At 60.2% G+C, this 20219-nt stretch carries 14 protein-coding genes; 13 read left to right on the plus strand and 1 reads right to left on the minus strand.

Annotation, left to right across the window (positions count from 1 at the left end; translation table 11 throughout):
- Positions 1-107: 107 nt before the first annotated feature.
- The 3 genes from rpmE to POF45_RS18135 all read left to right on the plus strand — a co-directional run bounded on the left by rpmE (position 108) and on the right by POF45_RS18135 (position 2605).
- Entirely contained in the window at positions 108-338 is a 231-nt protein-coding gene (gene rpmE / locus POF45_RS18125; RefSeq protein ID WP_259498538.1) for a 50S ribosomal protein L31, read from the plus strand.
- Positions 339-352: 14 nt separating this feature from the next.
- Positions 353-1153 (plus strand): thermonuclease family protein, encoded by an 801-nt coding sequence (locus POF45_RS18130; RefSeq protein WP_282316295.1) that lies wholly within the window; start codon positions 353-355, stop codon positions 1151-1153.
- 183 nt (positions 1154-1336) lie between these two features.
- Positions 1337-2605, plus strand: coding sequence for a malic enzyme-like NAD(P)-binding protein (locus tag POF45_RS18135; protein ID WP_259498541.1), 1269 nt, complete (start codon positions 1337-1339; stop codon positions 2603-2605).
- A 287-nt stretch (positions 2606-2892) separates the two neighbouring features.
- Here POF45_RS18135 and POF45_RS18140 read toward each other — a convergent pair whose 3' ends face one another.
- A complete protein-coding gene (locus POF45_RS18140) occupies positions 2893-5334 on the minus strand; it encodes a penicillin-binding protein 1A (protein WP_431978629.1) in 2442 nt (813 codons plus the stop codon).
- A gap of 217 nt (positions 5335-5551) precedes the next feature.
- Between POF45_RS18140 and POF45_RS18145 the strand changes: the two genes are divergently transcribed.
- The 10 genes from POF45_RS18145 to POF45_RS18190 all read left to right on the plus strand — a co-directional run bounded on the left by POF45_RS18145 (position 5552) and on the right by POF45_RS18190 (position 20036).
- Positions 5552-6616: a pilus assembly protein PilM gene (locus tag POF45_RS18145; protein WP_259498546.1), complete on the plus strand. Its 1065-nt coding sequence runs from the start codon at positions 5552-5554 to the stop codon at positions 6614-6616.
- Positions 6616-7182: a PilN domain-containing protein gene (locus POF45_RS18150; protein ID WP_259498548.1), complete on the plus strand. Its 567-nt coding sequence runs from the start codon at positions 6616-6618 to the stop codon at positions 7180-7182. Before POF45_RS18145 ends, POF45_RS18150 begins: the two co-directional genes overlap by 1 nt.
- A complete protein-coding gene (pilO, locus tag POF45_RS18155; RefSeq protein ID WP_259498550.1) occupies positions 7179-7802 on the plus strand; it encodes a type 4a pilus biogenesis protein PilO in 624 nt (207 codons plus the stop codon). The genes POF45_RS18150 and pilO overlap by 4 nt, the downstream gene beginning before the upstream one ends.
- Entirely contained in the window at positions 7799-8326 is a 528-nt protein-coding gene (locus tag POF45_RS18160; RefSeq protein WP_259498552.1) for a pilus assembly protein PilP, read from the plus strand. Before pilO ends, POF45_RS18160 begins: the two co-directional genes overlap by 4 nt.
- Before the next feature lie 13 nt (positions 8327-8339).
- Positions 8340-10424: a type IV pilus secretin PilQ gene (locus POF45_RS18165; RefSeq protein WP_259498553.1), complete on the plus strand. Its 2085-nt coding sequence runs from the start codon at positions 8340-8342 to the stop codon at positions 10422-10424.
- 4 nt (positions 10425-10428) lie between these two features.
- A complete protein-coding gene (gene aroK / locus POF45_RS18170; RefSeq protein ID WP_259498554.1) occupies positions 10429-10947 on the plus strand; it encodes a shikimate kinase AroK in 519 nt (172 codons plus the stop codon).
- Between the two features lie 151 nt (positions 10948-11098).
- Positions 11099-12199 (plus strand): 3-dehydroquinate synthase, encoded by a 1101-nt coding sequence (gene aroB / locus POF45_RS18175; RefSeq protein ID WP_282316297.1) that lies wholly within the window; start codon positions 11099-11101, stop codon positions 12197-12199.
- 10 nt (positions 12200-12209) lie between these two features.
- Positions 12210-13790, plus strand: a complete 1581-nt coding sequence (locus POF45_RS18180; RefSeq protein WP_282316298.1) for an AAA family ATPase — start codon at positions 12210-12212, stop codon at positions 13788-13790.
- A 348-nt stretch (positions 13791-14138) separates the two neighbouring features.
- The gene (gltB, locus tag POF45_RS18185; RefSeq protein ID WP_259498560.1) at positions 14139-18584 is read left to right on the plus strand and encodes a glutamate synthase large subunit; all 4446 of its coding nucleotides are present in this window, start codon (positions 14139-14141) and stop codon (positions 18582-18584) included.
- Positions 18585-18617: 33 nt separating this feature from the next.
- Positions 18618-20036 carry an FAD-dependent oxidoreductase gene (locus tag POF45_RS18190; RefSeq protein WP_259498562.1) on the plus strand — a complete coding sequence of 473 codons (1419 nt, stop codon included), beginning with the start codon at positions 18618-18620 and terminating at the stop codon, positions 20034-20036.
- Positions 20037-20219: the final 183 nt, after the last annotated feature.

A 20219-nucleotide genomic window follows, 5' to 3' on the forward strand; every position in this document is an offset into this window, starting at 1 on the left:
AGCGACAGCTTGCGCGATTTGCATTGTCTGGTAGAATCCGCGGCCTAATTACGTGCGGTATTCAACAATAGTGTTGAGTGGCGGCACGCTAGCCTGAGGAATACATCATGAAAGCCGATATCCATCCAGCATACGAAACCATCGAAGTAACTTGCAGCTGCGGCAACAAGTTCGAAACCCGTTCGAACCTGTGCAAGCCACTGGGTACTGACGTATGCAACGAGTGCCACCCGTTCTACACCGGTAAGCAGAAGACTCTGGATACTGGCGGCCGTGTACAGCGCTTCGCAGACCGTTTCGGTGCTTTTGGCAAAGCCAAGGCTCCTGCTGCAGAGTAAGGCTGAAAAGCCCGATGGGCTTTTCCCTGCTGTTGAAAAAGGCGTCCCTTGCGGGCGCCTTTTTTGTGTCCGCGATTTGGCTGTCTGCCGCCCAGGCCTTTTGTCCGGCGCCGCCAGGGTTGACGCCCGTGGTGGTGCAGCGGGTGGTGGACGGCGACACCCTGCGCCTGAAGGATGGTCGCAGCGTACGCATGATTGGCCTGGACACACCCGAGCTGGGCAAGAAAGGTCGAACCGACCAGCCGTTCGCCGTGGCGGCGCGCAAACGTCTGGAAACACTCGTCGCTGCCAGTGGCGCACGGGTCGGCTTGCTGCCGGGCAAAGAGGCTAAAGATCGTTACGGACGTACGCTGGCCCACGTCTATGGCGCTGACGGTGCCAATCTTGAGGCGCAACTGCTCGCCGAGGGCCTCGGTTTTCAGGTCGCCATAGCACCGAACGTCGATTTGGCCGACTGTCAGCAGGCCGCAGAACGCAGTGCCCGGCAGGCCCGGCTGGGGTTGTGGCGGCATTCGCCTGTACTGAAAGCGGAGCAGATTCGCGCGTCCGGTTTTGTTCTGGTCACTGGGCTCGTGAGCAAGGTGCAGCGTAATCAAGGCGGGGTTTGGATCGAATTGCGCGGTTCGGTTGTATTGCGTATTGCACCCAATTTACTGAGCCGGTTCGATGTACGCTCGCTGGAACGGCTCAAAGGCCAGCAAATCGAAGCCCGTGGCTGGGTAGTCGATCGTTCGCGCCGTGGTGGGCTCGAGGCCGGTCAGTCGCGCTGGTTGTTACCATTGACTGATCCTTCAATGCTTTCGGCGGCGCCGTAAGAAAAAATTGTAGACATTTTTCAATAGGATTGTGAACAGTCAAGCCCTTGTGTTCCGTGGCTCTTGGCCCAAAGTCGTAGGGCGGGGCGCTTGACAGGGGTGACTGGTCAGTCTTGTGGGGACTTTGCGAGGCGCGTATCCTCGGCGACCAGTCTGTCCAACAGTAAAAAGCGGAATGCCCCCATGTCTGATCTGAAAACTGCCGCTCTCGAATATCATGCCCATCCTCGTCCAGGTAAGCTGAGTGTCGAGCTCACCAAGGCCACTGCTACCGCCCGCGACCTGTCGCTGGCCTACAGCCCCGGCGTAGCCGAACCAGTACGCGAAATCGCCCGCGATCCTGAACTGGCCTACAAATACACCGGTAAAGGCAACCTGGTTGCAGTCATTTCCGATGGCACCGCGATTCTCGGCCTGGGTAATCTCGGCCCATTGGCTTCCAAGCCAGTGATGGAAGGCAAGGGCGTACTGTTCAAGCGCTTCGCCGGCATCGACGTGTTCGACATCGAAGTTGATTCCGAAAGCCCGCAAGCCTTCATCGACACCGTCAAGCGTATCTCCATCACTTTCGGTGGCATCAACCTGGAAGACATCAAGGCGCCTGAGTGCTTTGAGATCGAGCGCTCCCTGATCGAACAGTGCGACATCCCGGTTTTCCACGATGACCAGCACGGCACCGCTATCGTGACCGCCGCCGGCATGATCAACGCCCTGGAAATCGCTGGCAAAACCCTGCAAGACGCCAAGATCGTCTGCCTGGGCGCCGGTGCGGCCGCCATCTCCTGCATGAAATTGCTGGTGAGCATGGGTGCCAACATTGAAAACATCTTCATGGTTGACCGTACCGGCGTGATCCACTCCGGCCGTGACGACCTGAACCAGTACAAGGCTGTTTTCGCTCACCCGACCGAAAAACGCACCCTGGCTGACGCCCTGAAAGGCGCAGACGTGTTCGTGGGTCTGTCCGGCCCGAACCTGCTGAGCGCTGAAGGCCTGAAGTCCATGGCGGCCAACCCGATCGTGTTCGCGTGCTCCAACCCGGATCCGGAAATCTCCCCGGAACTGGCTCACGCTACCCGTGACGACGTGATCATGGCCACTGGCCGTTCGGACTACCCGAACCAGGTCAACAACGTACTGGGCTTCCCATTCATCTTCCGTGGTGCCCTGGACGTTCGCGCCAAGCGCATCAACGAAGAAATGAAAGTGGCTGCCGCCAACGCCCTGCGCGAACTGGCCAAGCTGCCAGTGCCTCAGGAAGTGTGCGACGCCTACGGCGGCATCAAACTGGAATTCGGTCGTGAGTACATCATCCCGAAACCAATGGACGCCCGTCTGATCACCGTGATTTCCGATGCCGTGGCCAAGGCCGCAATCGAGACTGGCGTGGCAACCCTGCCGTATCCGAAGAACTACCCGCTGAAAAGCGTGGATGACGTGTTCAACGGCTAAGCCGTTGTAGCGCTTCAACCCAAACCCCGGTTCTAGATTGAGCCGGGGTTTTTTATTGCCTGTGGTTTATGCGCTGCCTGTCATGGCCTCTTCGCGAGCAGGCTCGCTCCCACAGTTGATCCTGGTTGTTCACAAATCAGGAGTCCACTGAGATCCCTTGTGGGAGCGGGCTTGCCCGCGAAGTGGTCATCACAGGCACCGCATCAATAAGGCAATGTTCAAACCCAAAGGCAAAAAAAGCCCCGCTCTTCTTCCGAAAGGCGGGGCTTTCTGGTGTTGCCAGGCGATCAGAACAAATCGATCGGCGCCGCTTCATCCGCTGGCAGCGGGCTGCCTGGTGCGGTGCCGTTGCCCAGTTCGTTGACCGATGGTGGCGTGTCTTCGGACTTGAACAGCTCGAAGTACGCACCAGGCGTGCTTGGCGTGGCCGCGCGGCCACTGACCGGGTCAACGCGCAGGCTGAGGATGCCTTCCGGCTCTGCTTGCGTATGCGGTGGCTTGCCCTTGAGCGCAGCGCCCATGTAGTTCATCCAGATCGGTAGCGCGACAGTGCCACCAAACTCCCGGCGCCCGAGGCTTTCCGGTTGGTCGAAACCGGTCCAGACCGTGGTCACGTAATCGGCGTTGTAGCCGGAGAACCACGCATCCTTGGAATCGTTGGTCGTACCGGTTTTACCCGCGATGTCCGGACGGCCCAGAGCCAGTGCACGACGGCCCGTACCGAGTTTGATCACGTCCTCCAGCATGCTGTTGAGGATGTAGGTGGTACGGCCATCGACAACGCGTTCCGCCACCGCCGGGGCTTGCGGGGCCGCATCTGGAGCGGCTGGCGCCTCACCTGGCGTCGGATTGACCGTGAACGACTGGCTGGCCGGAGCAGCAATGCCGCTGGTCGCCGCATCGCCCTGAGGCACGCTCGGCGGGTTGGCGACGAACAGCGTGTCACCGCTACGGCTTTCGATCTTGTCGATGATGTACGGGGTGATCTTGTAGCCGCCGTTGGCGAAAGTGCTCCAGCCGGTAGCGATTTCCATCGGCGTCAGGGTCGCGGTCCCCAGGGCCAGGGACAGGTTGGGCGGCAGGTCTTGCTTGTTGAAACCGAAGCGGGTGATGTAGTCGATGGTCTTGCCAACGCCCATCGCCTGCACCAAGCGGATCGATACCAGGTTACGGGACTTGTACAGGCCTTCACGCAGGCGGATCGGGCCAAGGAACGTGTTGGTGTCGTTCTTCGGGCGCCAGACCTTGTCCAGGTACTCGTCGACGAACACGATCGGGGCGTCGTTCACCAGTGTGGCGGCGGTGTAGCCGTTGTCCAGTGCCGCGCTGTAGACGAACGGCTTGAAGCTCGAACCCGGCTGACGCTTGGCCTGCATGGCGCGGTTGTAATTGCTCTGCTCGAAGGCAAAGCCGCCGACCAGCGAGCGAATCGCGCCGTTCTGCGGGTCAAGGGACACCAGTGCGCCCTGGGCCTGCGGGATCTGGCTGAATTTCAGCGAGTTGTCCGGCTGGCGTTGTACGCGGATCAGATCGCCGACCTGAACCACATCAGACGGCTGCTTCGGTGCAGCGCCCATGCTGTTGGTATTCAGGAACGGGCGCGCCCATTTCATGCTGTCCCAGCCGACATGTTCGTCGCCGGTGCGGGTCATCACTTGCACGCCGTTCTTGTCGACCTGGGTGACGATGGCCGGCTCAAGGGTACTGATGGTGCGCTGCTTGGTCAGTTCGGTGGCCCATGCGTCGCGAGTCTTGCCCGCCAGTCTGGACTCGGGCCCGCGATAGCCATGGCGCTGGTCGTAGGTCATCAAGCCTTCATGGATGGCGGTGTTGGCCAGTTCCTGAAGGTTGCTCGGCACCGTAGTCGTAACGCGGAAACCCTCGGTGTAGGCGTCGCTGCCATAACGGCCAACCATTTCGGCACGGGCCATTTCCGCGATGTACGGCGCGTTCACTTCCGGAGTCGGCACGTGATAGCTGGCGTTCAGCGGCTCGTTGATTGCGGTGGTGTAGTCGGCTTCGGTGATTTTCCCGAGCTTGTACATACGGCCCAGGATCCAGTCACGACGCTCCTTGCTGCGCGCCGGATTGGCCAGCGGGTTGAAGCGCGACGGGGCCTTGGGCAGGCCGGCAATCATGGCCATCTGCGCCAGGGTCACGTCACGGATCGATTTGCCGTAGTAAACCTGTGCCGCCGCCTCGATGCCGTAGGCGCGGTTACCCAGATAGATCTTGTTCACGTACAGCTCAAGAATCTCGTCCTTGGTCAGCTGTCGTTCGATCTGCAGGGCGAGAAGGATTTCCGTGGTTTTACGCGAGAAGCTGCGTTCGCTGGACAGGAAGAAGTTCTTCGCTACCTGCATGGTGATGGTGCTGCCACCGGACTGGATGTGCCCGCTCTTGACCAGTTGGGTCGCGGCACGCATCAGGCTGCTCGGGTCAACGCCATAGTGGTTGGCGAAATTGTCGTCTTCAGCACTTAGTAACGCATTAATGAAATTGGGCGGAATGTCGGCGAAACGGATCGGAGTACGGCGCATTTCGCCAAATTCTGCGATCAATTTGTTGTCGCTGCTGTACACCCGTAATGGAATCTGCAACTGAATGCTTCTCAGCGCCTCCACGGATGGCAAACCCGGACTAAGGTAAAGATAAGCGCCGCTGAGACCTAAGAGCAGTCCGCAGAAAACGGCGACGATGGACCAACCGAAAAATTTCAGCAGACGAATCAAGGCTTTTGGACATCCAGGGCAAAGAATGAATTTGGCGTCAGGGTCTCGTCTAAACGAGAACGACCCGCGCGGGCAGTAAAAGCGGAGAAAAACGCTGGGCATTATAAGCATTTTTCTGCGGGGAGCGTCATTTGCGCTTCTGTCAAGCCGGGGTGATTGAACGCAATACACATTACAGAGTCCGTAACTCACGGAAAGTCATAGGGAATTGGTAGTGCTAGGACTCTTCAATAAAAAGACCGGAACGCTTCTGGGGATCGATATCAGCTCCACGTCGGTGAAGCTTTTGGAGCTGAGCCGCCAGGGTGATCGCTATCGGGTCGAGGCTTATGCCGTCGAGCCGTTACCGGCCAATGCCGTTGTCGAAAAGAACATTGCCGAGCTTGAGGGCGTGGGTCAGGCGCTCTCGCGGGTGCTGATCAAGGCCCGAACCGGGATCAGGAACGTCGCGGTGGCCGTGGCCGGTTCAGCGGTGATTACCAAGATCATTGAAATGGACGCCGGTCTTTCCGACGACGAGCTGGAGAATCAGCTCAAGATCGAAGCCGATCAATACATTCCCTACCCTCTGGACGAAGTTGCCATCGACTTTGAAGTCGTGGGCGTGTCCGAGCGCAATCCGGAGCGGGTCAATGTGCTACTGGCCGCCTGTCGCAAGGAAAACGTCGAAGTTCGCGAAGCCGCCCTGGCATTGGCCGGGCTGACCGCCCGGGTGGTGGACGTCGAGGCCTATGCGCTGGAGCGCTCGTTTGGCCTGCTGGCGACGCAGCTGGCGGCATCCCAGGAGCGCCTGACTGTCGCGGTGGTGGACATCGGCGCGACCATGACCACCCTGAGCGTGCTGCACAACGGCCGCATCATCTATACCCGCGAGCAACTGTTCGGTGGTCGACAACTGACCGAAGAGATCCAGCGTCGTTACGGCCTGACGGTGGAGCAGGCGGGGCTTGCAAAAAAACAGGGTGGCTTGCCGGACGATTATGTCAGCGAGGTGTTGCAGCCGTTTCGCGACGCCCTGGTGCAGCAGGTGTCCCGCTCGTTGCAGTTTTTCTTCGCCTCGGGCCAATACAACGCCGTCGACCACATTCTGCTGGCCGGTGGCACCGCCTCGGTGCCGGGGCTCGACCAGTTGATCGAACAGCGGCTGGGCACGCCGACCCAGGTGGCCAATCCCTTTGCCGACATGACGCTCAGCAGCAAGGTCAATGCCGGCGCGCTGGCCAGTGATGCGCCTGCGTTGATGATTGCCTGCGGGCTGGCCCTCAGGAGTTTCGACTGATGGCGCGGATCAATTTATTACCCTGGCGCGAAGAACTGCGCGAAGAGCGCCGCAAACGTTTCCTGCTGACATTGGTCGGCGTGCTGGTTGGCTCGGTGGGGCTGGTCCTGATTGCCGATCAGATCATCAGCAGTGCTACCGATCAGCAAGTGGCTCGCAATACTTACCTGAGCAAGCAGATTGCGGCGGTCGATGAGCGAATCAAGCAGATCAGCGATCTTAAAGCTCGTCGTCAGCAACTGGTAGAGCGCATGCGCATCATCCAGGAGCTGCAAGGCAACCGGCAGATCAGTGGACGAATTTTCGATCAACTGGCGCGGACACTGCCGGACGGGGTGTATTTCACCGAGGTGAAACTCAAGGACAAGACCCTGTCCATCACTGGTGCAGCGGAGTCGAACAATAAAGTCTCGGAACTGATGCGTAACCTGGACGCGTCCGACTGGTTCGATGCCCCGAGCCTGACCGAAGTGAAGGCGACTACTGCCGGTCAGCTGGATCAGGCCAACGTCTTCCAGCTGACCGTCCATCAGACTCAGCCCGCCATCACGGAGGACGGCAAATGAGACTGTCCGAATGGCTCGACGGGTTGCGCAAGATCGACATCCACGATCTGGACACCAACAACATCGGCTCATGGCCGCCGGCAATCAAGGCGGTGGCGTGCGCGCTGCTGATGGTTATCGTGCTGGCGCTGGGCTACACCTTCTACATCAGTGATCTTGAGGATCAGCTCGACCTCAAGCGCACCGAAGAATCGACCCTCAAGGAAGAGTTTGCCGACAAAGCCCACATGGCCGCGAACCTGGAGCTCTATACCCAGCAAATGAAGGAAATGGAAAATTCCTTTGGTGTGCTGCTGCGCCAGCTACCCAGCGATACCGAAGTGCCCGGCCTGCTGGAGGACATCACCCGTACCGGCCTGGGCAGCGGTCTGGAGTTCGAGGAGATCAAGCTGCTGCCGGAAGTTACCCAGCAGTTTTATATCGAGTTGCCGATCCAGATTACCGTCACCGGCGCCTATCACGACCTGGCTACGTTCGTCAGCGGTGTGGCCGGGTTGCCACGGATCGTCACCCTGCATGATTTCGATCTGGCGCCAGCCAGCCCTGACGGCGGCACCCGGCTGCGCATGAGCATCCTGGCCAAGACCTACCGCTACAACGACAAGGGGCAGGACAAATGAGCCCTGTTCGTCGTATTTCAATGGTTGCGTTATTGGCCGCGCTTGCCGGTTGTGGGGGCGACAACGGTTTTAGCGATCTGGACGCTTATCTGAACGAAGTGCGCCTGCGGCCCCCGGGCAAGATCGAACCGACGCCGACCTTCCGCTCGTTCCCCGCATTCACCTACAACGCGTCCAGCTTGCGCAGTCCGTTTTCCCGGCAGGTCAAAGTTGATCTGGCCGGGCATAAACAGGGCTCGCGCAACGTCAAGCCGGATCCCGGCCGGATCAAGCAGTACCTCGAAGGCTTCAACATCGAGCAGTTTGAAATGGTCGGCACGATTTCCAATGCGACTGGCTCCTTTGCACTGTTGCGCGGGGCGGGCGGGGTGCATCGATTGAAAGTCGGTGACTACCTGGGGCGCAACGATGGGCGGATCGTCGCCATCAGCGGCTCACAAGTCGATGTGGTCGAAATCGTTCCCGATGGCCAGGGCGCCTGGCTGGAACGGCCACGGACCATTCCTTTGAAAGAGCACTCATAGTGGAACTCGAACAATGAACAGGATTTTCTCGACCCTCGGTCTTTCGCTATGGATAGCGCTGTTGTCGCCGATGGTGCAGGCGGCCAGCCTGAATTCGCTGGACGTCGCCGCGCTGCCGGGCGACCGCATTGAGCTCAAGTTGTCGTTCGACGCGCCACCACCACCGCCCAAGGGCTACACCACCGAGTCACCGGCGCGAATCGCCCTGGACCTGCCCGGCGTGGCCAACAAACTCACCAACAAGAATCGCGACCTGGGCCGTGGCAATGCCCGCAGCGCCACGGTGGTGGAGGCCAATGACCGTACGCGGCTGATTATCAGCCTGACGCAGTTGGCGCCCTACAGCACTCGGGTTGAAGGCAATAATCTGTTTGTCGTGGTCGGACAAGGCGCCAAAGTCAATGTGCCCAAGCCGGTCGCCAGCGCACCCCGTGCCGCCACGGTAAAACCGGCAGCTGGAAAAACCTGGGCGCCAGTGACCAAGGCGATCCGTGGCGTGGATTTCCAGCGCGGAACGCAGGGTGAGGGCAATGTGGTCATCGATTTGTCAGATCCATCTATCGCTCCGGACATTCAGGAGCGCGACGGCAAGATCATCCTCGGTTTCGCCAGGACCCAACTGCCCGAGCCATTGCGCGTGCGGCTGGACGTCAAGGACTTCGCCACCCCGGTGCAGTTCGTCAACGCCGCCGCCACTGGCGATCGCGCCACCATCAGCATTGAGCCGGTCGGTGCCTACGAGTATTCGACCTACCAGACCGACAACAAGCTGACCGTCAGCATCCGCGCGGTGACGGCCGATGACTTGCAAAAGCGCAATGCCGAACGCTTTGCCTACACCGGTGAAAAGCTCTCGCTGAATTTTCAGGACATCGACGTGCGCTCGGTGCTGCAACTGATCGCCGATTTCACCAACCTCAATCTGGTCGCCAGCGACACGGTGCAGGGCGGCATTACCTTGCGCTTGCAGAATGTGCCGTGGGATCAGGCGTTGGACCTGGTGCTGAAAACCAAAGGCCTGGACAAGCGCAAGATCGGCAATGTGTTGCTGGTGGCGCCGGCCGATGAAATTGCCGCCCGAGAACGTCAGGAACTGGAGTCGCAAAAACAGATCGCCGAATTGGCGCCGCTGCGTCGCGAGTTGCTGCAGGTCAACTACGCCAAGGCGAAGGACATCGCTGAGCTGTTCAGGTCAGTGACCAACAAGAAACAGTCGGAAACGGATGAGCGGGGCTCGATCACGGTCGATGAGCGCACCAACAACATCATTGCCTACCAGACTCAGGAGCGCCTCGACGAGCTGCGCCGCATCGTCGCGCAACTGGATATTCCGGTGCGTCAGGTGATGATCGAAGCGCGCATCGTCGAAGCCAACGTCGATTACGACAAGAGCCTCGGCGTGCGCTGGGGCGGCTCGATCCAGAACAAGGGCAACTGGAACACCTCGGGTGTCACCAATGGTTCTACCACCACCATCGGTACGCCGGGCAGTACCAGCACCAACTCGCCGTTCGTCGACATGGGGACTGCCGGCAACACGTCCGGGATTGGTATTGCTTTCATCACCGACAACGTCCTGCTGGACCTCGAACTGACGGCCATGGAGAAAACCGGCAACGGCGAAATCGTCTCGCAGCCCAAGGTGGTCACGTCCGACAAGGAAACCGCAAAAATCCTCAAGGGCACGGAAATTCCCTATCAGGAGGCCAGTTCCAGTGGTGCCACCTCGGTGGCGTTCAAGGAGGCCTCGCTGTCGCTGGAAGTGACGCCGCAGATCACCCCGGACAACCGCATCATCATGGAGGTCAAGGTCACCAAGGATGAACCCGACTACCTCAACAAGGTGCAGGACGTGCCGCCTATCAAGAAAAACGAAGTCAACGCCAAGGTGCTGGTCAATGACGGGGAGACCATCGTGATTGGTGGGGTTTTCTCCAATACTCAGAGCAAGATTGTAGATAAGGTGCCATTTCTCGGCGATGTGCCGTATCTTGGCCGCCTTTTCCGGCGTGACGTGGTTTCGGAACAAAAATCCGAGCTGCTGGTATTTCTCACTCCGCGTATCATGAACAATCAGGCGATTGCTGTGAGTCATTGATTCTGTGCGAAATTTGATTCTTGTTGGACCGATGGGTGCTGGTAAAAGCACCATCGGCCGGTTGCTGGCCAAAGAGCTGCGCCTGCCGTTCAAAGATTCCGATAAGGAAATTGAATTGCGCACGGGCGCCAATATCCCGTGGATCTTCGATAAAGAAGGCGAGCCGGGCTTCCGTGACCGCGAGCAGGCGATGATCGCCGAGCTGTGCGAATGCGATGGCGTGGTTCTGGCCACAGGCGGCGGTGCCGTCATGCGTGAAGCCAATCGTCGAGCGCTGCATGCAGGCGGACGAGTGGTGTACCTGCACGCATCCGTCGAGCAGCAAGTGGGCCGTACGGCCCGGGACCGCAACCGTCCGCTGCTGCGTACCGCCGATCCGGCCAAGACCCTGCGCGATCTGCTGGCCCTGCGTGATCCGCTTTATCGGGAAATCGCCGACCTGGTGGTGGAAACCGATGAGCGGCCACCGCGCATGGTGGTGATCGACATCCTTGAGCGCTTGCAGCAGCTACCTCCCCGTTAATGCGCGGCGCGAAATGCGCTATCCTCGGCGTCCAGTCATGACCGCGCAAGGTTGTGGCGGATGGCTGGCAACCGGCGTCACATCAGCAGACGCCGCGGATATTCGTTAATTGAAGGCAGGACGCCTGATTCCATCTTCACTGTGGGGACACATGCAGACACTCAAGGTCGATCTAGGCGAGCGCAGCTACCCGATTCATATTGGCGAAGGTTTGTTGGATCAGCCCGAGCTGCTGGCCCCGCATATTCGCGGGCGGCAAGTGGCAATCATCTCCAACGAGACCGTCGCGCCACTCTATCTCGAACGCCTGACCCGCAGCCTTGAGGCCTTCTCGGTGGTTTCTGTCGTGCTGCCGGACGGCGAAGCCTTCAAGACCTGGGAAACCCTGCAACTCATTTTTGACGGTCTGCTGACCGCCCGTCACGACCGCCGTACCACGGTGATCGCCCTCGGTGGCGGCGTCATCGGCGACATGGCCGGTTTTGCGGCCGCCTGCTATCAGCGTGGTGTCGATTTCATTCAGGTACCGACCACGTTGCTGTCACAAGTTGACTCCTCGGTGGGTGGCAAGACCGGTATCAATCACCCGCTGGGCAAGAACATGGTCGGCGCCTTCTATCAGCCGAACGTGGTGCTGATCGATACCACGACTCTCAATACCCTGCCGGCTCGCGAGCTGTCTGCCGGTCTTGCGGAAGTCATCAAGTACGGGCTGATCTGCGACGAACCGTTCCTTACCTGGCTGGAAGACAACGTCGACCGCCTGCGTTCGCTGGATCAGGTGGCCCTGACGTACGCCATCAAGCGCTCTTGCGAAGCCAAGGCTGAGGTGGTCGGTGCCGATGAAAAGGAAACCGGCGTTCGTGCCACATTGAATCTCGGTCACACCTTCGGCCATGCCATCGAAACGCACATGGGCTATGGTGTCTGGTTGCACGGTGAAGCAGTCGCTGCTGGCACTGTGATGGCGCTGGAGATGTCTGCACGTCTGGGCTGGATCAGCGAGCAGGAGCGTGATCGCGGTATTCGCCTGTTTCAGCGTGCCGGCCTGCCAGTCATCCCGCCAGAAGAGATGACTGAAGCCAATTTTCTCGAACACATGGCAATTGACAAGAAAGTGATCGACGGTCGTTTACGCCTGGTGCTGCTGCGCCACATCGGCGAAGCAGTGGTGACCGACGATTATCCGAAAGAGGTTCTACAGGCCACGCTGGGGGCGGATTACCGCGCTCTGGCTCAGCTTAAAGGTTAATAAGATCCCGATGACTAGTTTGCATGCCGACGAGGCTTTCCTCGGCCATTACCAGTTGAGTCATGACCCTTTTGCTCCACGGGTGCCTGGCTTCAAATTTTTCCCGGCCCAGCGCAAACCGGTGCTGGGGCAACTGCATCACCTGGCCCGTTACAGCCAGTTGCTGCTGGTGGTCACCGGCCCGCAAGGCAGTGGCAAGACGCTGTTGCGTCAGGCCCTCGTGGCCAGCACCAACAAGCAATCGGTACAGAGCGTGGTCGTGTCTGCCCGTGGCGCTGGCGACTCGGCTGGCGTCCTGCGGCAAGTGGCTCAGGCGCTGAATGTGGCACACGCCGAGATCGGTGCGATTCTGGCCCAGGTGGTGCAGTTGGCACTGACCGGCCAGGAAGTCTATCTGCTGGTGGATGACGCCGAGCAGCTCGACGAATCGGCCCTCGATGCCCTGATGGCACTGGCCGCCGGCGCGCCGGAAGGCCGCCCGCACGTGTTCCTGTTCGGCGAGTCGTCGCTGATCGCTCAGCTTGAGGCCCTGAGCCTTGAGGAAGAGCGCTTTCACGTCATCGAATTGCAGCCGTACACCGAAGAAGAAACCCGTGAATATCTGGACCAGCGTCTGGAAGGCGCCGGGCGCGGTATCGAACTTTTTACCGCGGATCAGATCTCTGATATTCACGAAAGCTCCGATGGCTGGCCTGGCAACATCAACCAGGTCGCTCGGGATGCAATGATCGAAGCCATGATTGCCAGCCGCACAGCGGTCAAGCGTCCAAGTATGGGGTTCAACATGCCGAAGAAACACGTATTGGCGATATCCGCCGTCGTCGTGGTAGCGGTAGCGGCTGCCTGGTTGATGCCAGGTCGCAACAAGACACCGACCACTGGCGCACCCGCCAACGAACAGGCGCAATTGCCATTGGGCACGCCAAAACCGAATGCCGGTGGCGCACCTGCCGTTGAGTTCGCCGGTAACACGCAGCCGATGCCGTTGCCGCTGGTCGGCCAATCGCAACCGGTCATGCGCGGTCCGTTGGCCGAAGCGGCCGGTGGCATCACTGAAGGCGACGACGGCGTGCCGGTCGAAGGCTCCAGCGCCACGCCACCGACCGTCACCACTACCGCGCCGCCTGCGGGCATCCAGCCAGGCCCTGCGCCTGCGCCAGCCGCCAAACCGACGCCTGCGCCGACTCAGGTCGCTACCGCCAAGCCAGCGCCTGCTCCGGTGGCCAAGCCGGCTCCAGCGCCAGCCAAGCCGATCGTTGCCGCCAAGCCTGCCGAGAAGCCGGTTACCGTGGCCAAGGCCGCAGGCGGCAACTGGTACGCCGGGCAAGCCCCAGGTCACTACGTGGTGCAGATCCTCGGCACCAGCTCCGAAGCCACTGCGCAAAACTTCGTGAAAGAGCAGGGCGGCGAGTACCGCTACTTCAAGAAAGTGCTCAACGGCAAGCCGCTTTACGTCATCACCTACGGCAGCTTCCCAAGCCGCGATGCAGCCGTTACCGCCATCAAGGCCTTGCCAGCGAAGGTTCAGGCTGGTAAACCTTGGCCTCGCTCCGTCGCCAGCGTCCAACAGGAACTGGCAACAGCTCGCTGAAGATTCGGCGGCCTTACCCAGGCCGCCTCTCCCGGCACCTCAAAATTTCCGCACGTGCATGCTGCCCTCAGGCCGCGTGCCTTGTGGCGTCTGCGTCACAGTAGTCTTTGAGTCGTTGCGGTCAACATTAAAAATGTTTTGACTAGCACAGCAGATCGCTTTAAACCTTTCACAAATGCGACATAGATTTGCGACAGATCGTCGTCAAATTTGTGAGCCCCTGTGTCGGTGTGTACAATGACCTCCCTTTTGCCCCCGCAAAGCTGGCGTACGTTCGGCGCGGATGGCAAGTGGTTGAATTGAAAAGAAATTTGCCTCGAAAAGAGGCAGCCTGGTGAGAAAGTGTCTATGAAAGCAGGTCTGTACCAACCAGATGAGTTCAAGGATAACTGCGGTTTCGGCCTGATAGCCCATATGCAGGGCGAGCCCAGTCATACCCTATTGCAAACGGCCATTGAGGCCCTGACCTGCATGACCCACCGCGGTGGGATCAACGCCGACGGCAAGACCGGTGACGGTTGTGGCTTGCTGATTCAAAAGCCGGACGTGTTCCTTCGGGCCATCGCCCAGGAAACCTTTGGCGTCGAAATGCCCAAGCAATACGCGGTGGGCATGGTCTTCTTCAATCAGGACCCGGTGAAAGCGCAAGCGGCTCGCGAGAACATGAACCGCGAGATCCTGGCTGAAGGCCTGACCCTGATCGGCTGGCGCAAAGTGCCCATCGACACCAGCGTCCTCGGCCGCCTGGCCCTGGAGCGCCTGCCGCAGATCGAGCAGGTGTACATCGGTGGCGAAGGCCTGAGCGATCAGGACATGGCGATCAAGCTGTTCAGCGCCCGTCGTCGCTCGTCCGTGGCCAACGCTGCCGACGTCGACCACTACATCTGCAGCTTTTCGCACAAGACCATCATTTACAAAGGCCTGATGATGCCGGCGGACCTGACCGCCTTCTATCCGGACCTCAGCGACCAGCGCCTGCAGACGTCGATCTGCGTGTTCCACCAGCGCTTCTCCACCAACACCCTGCCGAAATGGCCGCTGGCCCAGCCATTCCGCTTCCTCGCCCACAACGGCGAGATCAATACCATCACCGGCAACCGCAACTGGGCCCAGGCCCGTCGCACCAAGTTCACCAATGACCTGATGGATCTGGAAGAACTTGGCCCGCTGGTGAACCGCGTCGGCTCCGACTCCTCGAGCATGGATAACATGCTGGAGCTGATGGTCACCGGTGGCATCGACCTGTTCCGTGGCGTGCGGATGATCATTCCGCCTGCGTGGCAGAACGTCGAAACCATGGACCCGGATCTGCGCGCGTTCTACGAATACAACTCGATGCACATGGAACCGTGGGACGGCCCGGCCGGCGTGGTAATGACCGACGGTCGTTACGCGGTGTGCCTGCTCGACCGTAACGGCCTGCGCCCGGCGCGTTGGGTCACCACCAAGAACGGCTTCATCACCCTGGCCTCGGAAATCGGTGTCTGGAACTACCAGCCTGAAGACGTTATCGCCAAGGGCCGTGTCGGGCCTGGCCAGATCTTTGCCGTGGACACCGAAACCGGTCAGATCCTCGACACCGACGCCATCGACAACCGTTTGAAGTCCCGTCATCCGTACAAGCAATGGCTGCGCAAGAATGCCCTGCGCATTCAGGCAACCATGGAAGACAACGATCACGGTTCGGCGTTCTACGACGTCGATCAGCTCAAGCAATACATGAAGATGTATCAGGTCACGTTCGAGGAGCGCGACCAGGTACTGCGTCCACTCGGCGAGCAAGGCTACGAAGCCGTCGGCTCGATGGGCGACGATACGCCGATGGCCGTGCTGTCCCAGCGCGTGCGCACGCCGTATGACTATTTCCGCCAGCAGTTCGCGCAGGTCACCAACCCGCCGATCGACCCGCTGCGTGAAGCCATCGTCATGTCGCTGGAAATCTGCCTCGGTGCCGAGCGCAACATCTTCCAGGAGTCGCCGGAACACGCCTCGCGGGTGATCCTCAGCTCGCCGGTCATTTCCCCGGCCAAGTGGCGCTCGCTGATGAACCTCGACCGTCCGGGCTTCGAACGCCAGGTGATCGACCTCAACTACGACGAAAGCGTCGGCCTCGAAGCGGCGGTGCGTAATGTCGCCGATCAGGCTGAAGAAGCTGTGCGTGCCGGTCGCACCCAGATCGTGCTGAGCGACCGTCACATCGCACCGGGCAAGCTGCCGATTCACGCCTCGCTCGCGACGGGCGCGGTGCACCATCGCCTGACCGAAAAAGGCCTGCGTTGCGATTCCAACATCCTTGTGGAAACCGCCACCGCTCGCGACCCGCATCACTTCGCCGTACTGATCGGCTTCGGCGCTTCTGCCGTTTATCCGTTCCTGGCCTATGAAGTGCTGGGCGACCTGATCCGTACCGGTGAAGTGCTGGGCGACCTCTATGAGGTGTTCAAGAACTACCGCAAGGGCATCACCAAAGGCTTGCTCAAGATCCTGTCGAAGATGGGCATCTCAACCATCGCTTCGTACCGTGGCGCGCAACTGTTCGAAGCCATCGGTCTGTCCGAAGAAGTGTGCGAACTGAGCTTCCGTGGTGTGCCAAGCCGCATCAAGGGTGCGCGTTTCGTCGACATCGAAGCCGAGCAGAAAGCCCTCGCCGCCGAAGCCTGGAGCCCGCGCAAGCCGATCCAGCAGGGCGGGCTGCTGAAGTTCGTCCACGGTGGCGAATATCACGCTTACAACCCGGACGTGGTCAACACCCTGCAAGCCGCTGTGCAGCAAGGCGACTACAGCAAGTTCAAGGAATACACGGCGCTGGTGGACAACCGTCCGGTGTCGATGATCCGCGACCTGTTCAAGGTCAAGACCCTTGAAACGCCGCTGGACATCAGCGAGATCGAACCGCTGGAGTCGGTGCTCAAGCGCTTCGACTCCGCCGGTATCTCGCTCGGCGCGCTGTCGCCGGAAGCCCACGAAGCCCTGGCCGAAGCCATGAACCGCCTCGGTGCGCGCTCCAACTCCGGCGAAGGTGGCGAAGACCCGGCACGTTACGGCACCATCAAGAGCTCGAAAATCAAGCAGGTCGCGACGGGGCGTTTCGGTGTGACACCGGAATACCTGGTCAACGCCGAAGTGCTGCAGATCAAGGTCGCTCAGGGCGCCAAGCCCGGCGAAGGTGGTCAGTTGCCAGGCGGCAAGGTCAACGGTCTGATCGCCAAGCTGCGTTACGCAGTGCCGGGTGTGACCCTGATTTCGCCACCGCCGCACCACGACATCTATTCGATTGAAGACTTGTCGCAGCTGATTTTCGACCTGAAACAAGTCAACCCGAAAGCACTGGTCTCGGTGAAGCTGGTAGCAGAAGCGGGCGTCGGCACCATCGCCGCCGGTGTGGCCAAGGCCTACGCGGACTTGATCACGATCTCCGGCTACGACGGCGGCACCGGTGCATCGCCGCTGACCTCGATCAAATACGCGGGCGCACCGTGGGAGCTCGGCCTGGCCGAAACCCACCAGACCCTGCGCGGCAACGACCTGCGCGGCAAAGTCCGGGTGCAGACTGACGGCGGCCTGAAAACCGGCCTCGACGTGATCAAGGCCGCCATCCTCGGCGCCGAGAGTTTCGGCTTCGGCACCGCGCCAATGATCGCCCTGGGCTGCAAATACCTGCGCATCTGCCACCTGAACAACTGCGCCACCGGCGTCGCCACTCAGAACGAGAAGCTGCGCAAGGACCACTACATCGGCACCGTCGACATGGTGATCAACTTCTTCACCTACGTCGCCGAAGAGACCCGTGAGTGGCTGGCCAAGCTGGGCGTGCGCTCCCTCGAAGAGCTGATCGGTCGTACCGATCTGCTGGAAATCCTCGAAGGCCAGACCGCCAAGCAACAACACCTGGACCTGACGCCGTTGCTCGGCAGCGATCACATCCCGGCAGACAAGCCTCAGTTCTGCCAGGTGGACCGCAACCCGCCGTTCGACAAAGGCCTGCTGGCCGAGAAAATGGTCGACATGGCCACGTCAGCCATCAACGACATGAGCGGCGCCGATTTTGCGCTGGATATCTGCAACTGCGACCGTTCGATCGGCGCGCGGATCTCCGGTGAAATCGCCCGCAAACATGGCAACCAGGGCATGGCGAAAGCGCCGATCACCTTCCGCTTCAAAGGCACCGCTGGGCAGAGCTTCGGCGTGTGGAACGCTGGCGGCCTGAACATGTACCTCGAAGGCGACGCCAACGACTACGTCGGCAAAGGCATGACCGGCGGCAAACTGGTCATCGTTCCGCCCAAGGGCAGCGCCTACAAGACGCAGGACAGTGCAATCATCGGCAACACCTGCCTCTACGGCGCGACCGGTGGCAAGCTGTTCGCGGCGGGCACGGCGGGCGAGCGTTTTGCGGTGCGCAACTCCGGTGCTCACACCGTGGTTGAAGGCACGGGCGATCACTGCTGCGAGTACATGACCGGTGGTTTCGTCTGCGTTCTGGGCAAGACCGGTTACAACTTCGGCTCAGGCATGACCGGTGGTTTCGCCTATGTGCTCGACCAGGACAACACCTTCGTTGACCGGGTCAACCACGAACTGGTGGAAATCCAGCGGATCAGCGGCGAAGCGATGGAAGCCTATCGCAGCCACCTGCAACGCGTGCTGGACGAATACGTCACGGAAACCGACAGTGAATGGGGTCGCAACCTCGCTGAAAACCTCGACGACTACCTGCGCCGTTTCTGGCTGGTCAAGCCCAAGGCTGCCAACCTGAAATCGTTGCTTTCCAGCACCCGTGCCAATCCGCAGTGATATGCGCCTGAAGAGTTTGATGAGGTTTTAACAATGGCTGAACGTCTGAATAACGACTTCCAGTTCATCGACGTCGGGCGCAAAGATCCGAAGAAGAAACTGTTGCGTCAACGCAAGAAAGAGTTCGTGGAAATCTACGAACCGTTCAAACCCCAGCACTCGGCCGATCAGGCCCACCGCTGCCTGGGTTGCGGTAACCCGTATTGCGAATGGAAGTGCCCGGTGCACAACTTCATTCCCAACTGGCTGAAGCTGGTGGCCGAGGGCAACATCCTCCAGGCCGCCGAGCTGTCACACCAGACCAACACCCTGCCGGAAGTCTGTGGCCGGGTGTGCCCGCAGGATCGTCTGTGCGAGGGTGCCTGCACCCTCAACGACGGGTTTGGCGCGGTGACCATCGGTTCGGTCGAGAAGTACATCACCGACACCGCGTTCGCCATGGGCTGGCGCCCGGACATGTCCAAGGTCATACCGACCGGCAAGCGTGTCGCGGTGATCGGCGCCGGTCCTGCGGGCCTGGGCTGTGCCGACGTGCTGGTGCGCGGTGGCGTGACCCCGGTGGTGTTCGACAAGAACCCGGAAATCGGTGGCCTGCTGACCTTCGGCATCCCCGAGTTCAAGCTGGAAAAGACCGTGCTGAGCAATCGTCGCGAAGTCTTCACCGGCATGGGCATCGAGTTCCGCCTGAACACCGAAGTCGGCAAGGATGTGACTCTTTCGCAGCTGCTCGAAGAATACGATGCCGTGTTCATGGGCATGGGCACCTACACCTACATGAAGGGCGGCTTTGCCGGTGAAGACCTGCCGGGCGTGCATGACGCGCTCGACTTCCTGATCGCCAACGTCAACCGCAACCTGGGCTTTGAAAAGTCGCCGGCCGATTTCGTCGACATGAAAGGCAAGAAGGTCGTGGTACTGGGCGGCGGCGACACGGCGATGGACTGCAACCGGACCTCGATTCGCCAGGGCGCCAAGTCGGTGACCTGCGCTTATCGTCGTGACGAAGCGAACATGCCGGGCTCGCGCAAAGAGGTGAAGAACGCCAAGGAAGAAGGCGTGAAATTCCTCTACAACCGCCAGCCGATTGCGATTGTCGGTGAAGATAAGGTCGAAGGCGTGAAAGTGGTCGAGACCCGTCTCGGCGAACCGGACGCCCGTGGCCGTCGCAGCCCCGAGCCGATCCCGGGTTCCGAAGAGATCATCCCGGCCGACGCCGTGGTCATCGCTTTCGGTTTCCGCCCAAGCCCGGCGCCGTGGTTCGAGCAGTTCAGCATCCAGACCGACAGCCAGGGCCGCGTCGTGGCGCCGGAACAGGGTCAATACAAACACCAGACCAGCAACCCGAAAATCTTCGCCGGTGGCGATATGGTGCGCGGTTCCGACCTGGTGGTGACGGCGATCTTCGAAGGCCGTAATGCGGCTGAAGGGATCCTGGATTACCTGGGGGTCTAACCCCGATCTCGAGCTGAAATGGGATCAAATGTGGGAGCGAGCTTGCTCGCGATAACGGTAGATCAGTCGACAGAGATGTTGAATGTGACGCCGCCATCGCGAGCAAGCTCGCTCCCACATTGGTTTTGCGGTGTTGCTAAATACGGGGTTTTCACCGCGACAAATTGACCCGATAGACAAAAG

It is taken from the genome of Pseudomonas fungipugnans, assembly GCF_029955235.1.
Taxonomy (GTDB): Bacteria; Pseudomonadota; Gammaproteobacteria; order Pseudomonadales; family Pseudomonadaceae; genus Aquipseudomonas; species Aquipseudomonas fungipugnans.